1 protein-coding gene, 1 tRNA gene and 1 pseudogene are annotated in these 6,000 nt (G+C 68.5%); 1 reads left to right on the top strand and 2 read right to left on the bottom strand.

What is annotated here, in order from left to right; genetic code table 11:
- Nucleotides 1-63: 63 nt before the first annotated feature.
- Nucleotides 64-189: pseudogene (locus A5704_RS29680) on the top strand (hypothetical protein); the annotation flags it as partial.
- On the opposite strand, the gene A5704_RS04530 reads toward A5704_RS29680, so the two are convergent.
- Both A5704_RS04530 and A5704_RS04525 read right to left on the bottom strand, forming a co-directional pair.
- A complete protein-coding gene (locus A5704_RS04530) occupies nt 143-5,419 on the bottom strand; it encodes a type I polyketide synthase (protein WP_082954771.1) in 5,277 nt (1,758 codons plus the stop codon). The pseudogene A5704_RS29680 and the gene A5704_RS04530 overlap by 47 nt on opposite strands.
- A gap of 361 nt (nt 5,420-5,780) precedes the next feature.
- Nucleotides 5,781-5,853: transfer RNA gene (locus A5704_RS04525), tRNA-Ala, on the bottom strand.
- Nucleotides 5,854-6,000 lie beyond the last annotated feature (147 nt).

Genomic DNA, 6,000 nt, shown 5'->3' with positions numbered 1-6,000 from the left:
GATGCCGCCGCGGCCCTCCGAGCGAAAAGCGAGGCCGAGCACACGGGCAGGGTCCTCCTCGATGTGCCGCAGACCGGTCACACCAACGTCGTCGTACCACCCGGTCAAGCCCGGACCTTCCGGAACGACGGCTCCTACATCATTACCGGTGGCCTGGGCGGCATCGGGCTCTTCCTCGCCGAAAGGATGGCCGCGGCCGGCTGCGGCCGCATCGTACTGAGCTCCCGGTCTGCGGCACATCGAGGAGGACCCTGCCCGTGTGCTCGGCCTCGCTTTTCGCTCGGAGGGCCGCGGCGGCATCGCCGAGCGCGTGGTGGGTGATGTCCGGTGTCGGCAGCTCACCCTGTGCGACAAGGCGGTACACGGTGTCCAGCAATCCGCCCACTCGCTTTGGATGGCTCTGCGACATCAACGCCAGATCGACGTAGTGGAACGTGTGGTTCCGCCGGAATGGAAAGAGCTCCACCCTGGTATTCGCATCGACATCCCGCTTACCGATCTCCACGAATCGTCCGCCGGCGGCCAACACCTCCAGGCTGGCACGTTGCGCCGCGCCCGACAGCGAGTTGAGCACGATGTCGACACCATATCCGTCGGTGTCGCGGCGGATCTGTTCCGCGAACTCGACACCGCGGGAGTCATAGACGTGGTTGATTCCGATGTCGCGCAACAACTCCCGCCGTTGCTCGCTTCCGGCGGTGGCGAAGATTTCGGCTCCCGCGGCGCGGGCGATCGCGATCGCCGCCCGCCCCACGCCGCCCGCGGCGGAATGGATCAACACCCGTTCGCCGTTGGCGATCCTTGCCTGCTCGTGCAAGGCGTACCAGGCGATCGTGTGCGGAGTGGTCACCGCAGCCGCCCGGTCGTCGGTGAGGCCCGGCGGCAGCGTCGCGGCCAGGCGGGCGTCACAGGTGACGAACGTTGCCCAGCAACCACTTTCAGAGAACCCGCCGACGTGGTCACCCACCCGATGGGTGGAGACGTCGGGACCCACGGCGGTCACGACGCCCGCGAAGTCCGTCCCGAGGCGTGCTGCATCGCCGTTACCACCGGCCTGCCCGCCTGCTGCGACCAGAACGTCGGAGAAGTTGATGCTGGATGCGGTGACCGCGACCTCAATCTCCCCCCGCCCCGGCGGGAATCGTTCAAACGCCGCCAGTTCCAGCGTTTCCAAATCGCCGGGCGTGCGGATCCGCATGCGCATCCCGTCGTAGGGGTGATCCGCCACGCCGGTACGCCGCTCCTCAGGCCGCAGCGGCCCGGGGGCCACGCGGGCGGTGTGCCACCGACCGTTCCGCCAGGCCGTCTCGTCCTCGTCCGAAGGCCCCAACAGTTGTCTGGCCAGTTGCTCGGCGTCGGACTCCTCGTCCGTGTCGATCAGCGTTGGGCGCAGGTGCGGATATTCGGTGCCGATAGCTCGCACCAGGCCGCGCAGCCCGGCCTGCTCCAGGTTGTTCACGTCCCCCGGCACAACGGCCTGGGCATTGCGCGTCACGACATAAAGACGCGGCGGCTCTTGGTCGATCTTGGTGATATGCCTGGCAATTCGCGTGAGATGACGGACATAGTCCCCGCCACGCTGGGCGCACTCCTCATCGGGGTTGCCGTTTTTCGGCCCGGTCAGGATGACCACCCGGCGGACACTGCCGGCACCAAGGTGCGAGCCCAGGGTTTCGGAGTTGGACAAATGATCGCAGTGCTGCGGCCATGTCATGGTCGCGCAGTCGGTTCCCGCGGACTTCACCGCATCGGCCAGACTGGTCGCCATCACGTCCGCGGTGGCGGAAGTGCTGATCAGCAAGCATGATTCCCGGCCCAGGTGTTCCACGTCGGGCAGTGTTCGCTGTGTCCACTCGATCGTCAGCAGTCGTTCGTTCAGCACGCGATCGCGATGGGCACCCTCGGCGGCTCCGGTGCTGACTTGCAGTCCGTCCACGGCCAGCAGCACGGTCCCTTGTTCGTCAAGCACCTCGAGGTCGGCCTCAACGCCGGCCCCGTCGGCGGTTGACACCTTCGTGTAGCAGTACCGCGCTCCGCGGGTCTCGGCGTAGAGCCGGATACCGCGGACGCGAAGCGGTAACAGCAGCCCGGCGCTGCCCGCGACTCGGGCCGCGGGGTGCGCCGCAACCGATTGAAAGCACGCGTCAAGCAGCGCGGGGTGGACGCCGTAGGCGCTGTGTTGCGAGCGGATGGCACCGGGCAGCGCGACCTCCGCCAGCACCGTGGCGGCGCCCTTGCCCGCGCTGTGCGCCGCGGCCAGTCCGGCGAAGGCCGCGCCATACTGCAAACCGTGGTCGTCGAACTGGTTCCGCAGCTCGACCCCGTCCAGCCGGCACGAGTGGGCCGCGAGCAGGCCTGCGATGTCGTAAGCCGCCGGGCGGTCCTCCCGTCCTCCCGCCCGCAGCACCGCCGTCGCCCGCCGAATCGGCTTGCGCTGCTGAAAGCTCTGCACCACGAAATCGGCGACGCCGGGCGCGGTCATCGACGCGTCCGCGCACACTGGAGTCTCGTCGTCCAACAGCAGCGTCGCCTCGAATGCGATGTCGCGAACCTCCGACTTCTCACCGAAGATCGTGCGAGCCGCGGCCAACGCCATCTCGCAGTACGCCGCCCCCGGGAGAACGGCCACGTGGTGGATGCGGTGGTCGCCCAGCCAGGGCTGCGCCACGGTTCCAACCTCGCCCTGCCAGACGTGGCGCTCGGGTTCCTCGGGCAGCCGCACATGTGGCCCCATCAGCGGGTGCACCGGGACGGTCCAGGCGCCGCGTGCCCGCGAATCCTGACCGTCGCGGTTCAGCAGCAGTCGGCGGTGGCTCCACGTCGGGAGCGGAACGTCCACCAGTTGGCCCCCCGGATAGAGCACCGAGAAGTCGACGGCCGCGCCGGCATCGTGCAGATCCGCCAGAAAGCCGCGCAGCCCGTGCGGGAGTTCCTGCTCTCGGCGCATGGCGCTGAGGGCGGCCAGCGGCATACCGAGGCTGGCCGCGGTCTGTTCGACCGCATGGGTGAGTAGCGGATGCGGCGCCAACTCCGCGAACACGCGGTGGCCGTCCTCCAACGCCGCCTGCACGGCGGCCGCGAAACGCACCATGTGGCGCAGATTGTCCGACCAATACCAGGCGTCACACACGGGCTGCTCGCGCGGGTCGAATGCGGTCGCGGAGTAGAAGGGTACGTCGGGTGTCCTGGGGTCGACCTCTGCGAGGGCGTCGGACAGCTCGTCGAGGATCGGATCCACCTGCGGGGAGTGCGATGCCACGTCGACGGCGATCTCGCGCGCAGGCACGTCGCGTTGCTCCCACGCGGTGACCAGGTCGCGCACGGCCTGCGCGGCGCCGCCGACCACCGTCGACTGCGGTGAGGCCACCACCGCCAGCACGACGTCGTCGACACCCCGGGCCATGAGTTCCAAAAGGACCTGCTCGGCCGGCAGTTCCACCGACGCCATTGCGCCGGAGCCGGCGATTGTCGACATCAGCCGGGAGCGGCGGCAGATCACGCGGACGCCGTCCTCCAGCGACAACGCCCCGGCCACGACCGCGGCCGCGGCCTCGCCCATCGAGTGGCCGATCACGGCGCCCGGCCGCACCCCGTAGCCCCTCATCGTGGCCGCCAGCGCGACCTGCATGGTGAACAACGCCGGCTGGATCCGGTCGATCCCGGTCACCGTGGCGGGTGTCGAAATCGCCTGGGTGACTGAGAAACCCGATTCCCGGGCGATCAGCGGCTCCACCGTCGCGACCGTCGCGGCGAACACCGGTTCGGTAGTGAGCAACTCCGCGCCCATCGCCGCCCACTGCGAGCCCTGGCCGGAAAACAACCAGACCGGTCTTCGGTCGTCCTGCCCGACCGCCGGCTGGTAAGGGAAGTCGCCGGCGGCGACCCCCCGCAGCCCCGTGGTCAGCTCGTCGAGCGTGCCGGCGATGACCGCGGTGCGCACCGTCCGGTGCGCCCTCCGCCGGGCGAGCGTGTACGCCAGGTCCGATGCGGCGAGCCCGGGAGCGTGTTTTTCGACCCAGTCCGCGAGCCGTCCGGCGGTGCGCCGCAGCCCGTCTGCCGACGTGGCGGACAGCGGGAAGAGCAGCGGGCCATCGATCGCCGGGGGAGTCGGCGGGGCGCCCGATGTGACCGGCGCTTGCTCCACGATCGCGTGCACATTGGTCCCCGAGAACCCGTACGACGACACCGCCGCCCGGCGCGGGCCGTGCTGGCTGGGCCACGCTGTATTAGCCTGCGGCACAAAGAGATTGGTCTTGATACGGGACATTTCGTCGGGTAATTGGGTGAAGTGCAGGTTGCGCGGGATCACCCCGTGTTGCAGCGCGAGAACGGCTTTCATCAGGCCGAGGGCTCCGGCGGCCGACTGGGTGTGCCCGAAGTTGGTCTTGATGGATGCGAGCGCGCACGGCCCGTCCGCGCCGTACACCTCCGCCAGGCTGGCGTATTCGACGGGGTCACCCACCGGCGTTCCGGGACCGTGTGCTTCCACCATGCCGACGGTGCGGGCGTCCACGTCCGCCGCCGCCAGGGCGGCCCGATAGGCCTCGACCTGTGCGGCCCGTGACGGCGTCACGATGTTCGCCGTGTGGCCATCCTGGTTTGCCGCGGTGCCGCGGAGCACAGCCAAGATTCGGTCACCCGCGCGCAAGGCATCCGCCAACCGTTTGAGCAACAAGACGACGCAGCCCTCGCCGGCCACGAACCCGTCGGCGCCGACGTCGAAGGCGCGGCAGCGTCCCGTGGCAGACAGCATTCCGATGGCGGAACCCGAGCAGGACTTACGCGGTTCGAACGACACCGAGGCGCCGCCCGCCAATGCGAGCTCGCTTTCGCCGTCATGCAGGCTGCGGCACGCCATATGCACCGCCGCAAGCCCCGACGAGCAGGCGGTATCCACCGTCATCGCCGGACCGCGTAGCCCCATCGTGTAGGCAACGCGTCCGGAGCCCATGGCGAAGCTATTGCCCAGGTAGCCGTACGGGCCCTCCAGGGCGTTGGCGTCCGCGTGCACCAATTGGTAGTCGTCGTGCATCAGTCCCATGAAGACGCCGGTGCGGGAACCGGCCAGCGTCTCTCGGGTCAGGCCGCCGTGCTCCATGGCCTCCCACGAGGTTTCCAGCAGCAGGCGGTGCTGCGGGTCCATCGCGGTCGCCTCGTTGTCGGTGATGCCGAAGAACTCCGGGTCGAAGCCGGCGACGTCGTCCAGAAACGCGCCCCATTTGCAGACGGACCGACCGGGCACACCGGGCTGGGGATCGTAGAACTCGTCGGCGTCCCACCGCTCGGGTGGAATTTCGGTGACCAGGTCATCGCCGCGGAGCAAGGCCTCCCACAACTGTTCTGGAGAATCGATGCCTCCGGGCAGGCGGCAGGCCATGCCGATGACCGCGACGGGAGTGGCTACCGGGTGCGAAGACATAGCCCGCCCCGCACACGCGCCCTTGATATTGGCCCGAACAAAGCCGTTTCCTCCTCACAGCAAAGGCGGAGTCGCGCTGTCGGCTGCCTATCGCGCGATAGCAACTGTCGGGTTGTGGGGCTGCCTACTGCGACGTCGATATCGAGGGTGTGTGGTTTGGCGGTGGGCTTTCTCGCAGGTCAACCGCTTTCGCTGCGGCTGCGACTTATTCGGCACGCGATCAGTGCTTACACACTAGCGGGATAGCTATCGATCCGGGACGCAAAACCCGCGCCAAATTCGGGCGGGTCGCGAGTTACGCCAACCGTTTCCGTTGGCTGTTCCTGGCGGCGTGGACGCACGTCGGCGCGCCCACGATTTGTGGAGCCTAGGGGAATCGAACCCCTGACACCCGCCTTGCAAAGGCGGTGCTCTACCAACTGAGCTAAGGCCCCTCGCCGGGCTCGGGTGGTGGCTGACCCGTGGTGTCGTCCACCGCCACGTGCCAGATCTCGACCCCGCGTCGGGACCACGCCACCGCCGCCACCACAGCGATCAGTGTGATTGGCAGGGCAAGTCTTACGCAACGTCTTGATGGGCAC

Source organism: Mycobacterium sp. E735 (assembly GCF_001666955.1).
GTDB lineage: Bacteria > Actinomycetota > Actinomycetes > Mycobacteriales > Mycobacteriaceae > Mycobacterium.
Note: the sequence above shows the minus strand (reverse complement) of the source record. Positions and strands in the feature narration are given on the sequence as shown.

Bases quoted from the DNA above. Each gene is read 5' to 3' on its own strand.
- A5704_RS04530 (WP_082954771.1), bottom strand. From the start codon at position 5,419: ATGTCTTCGCACCCGGTAGCCACTCCCGTCGCGGTCATCGGCATGGCC.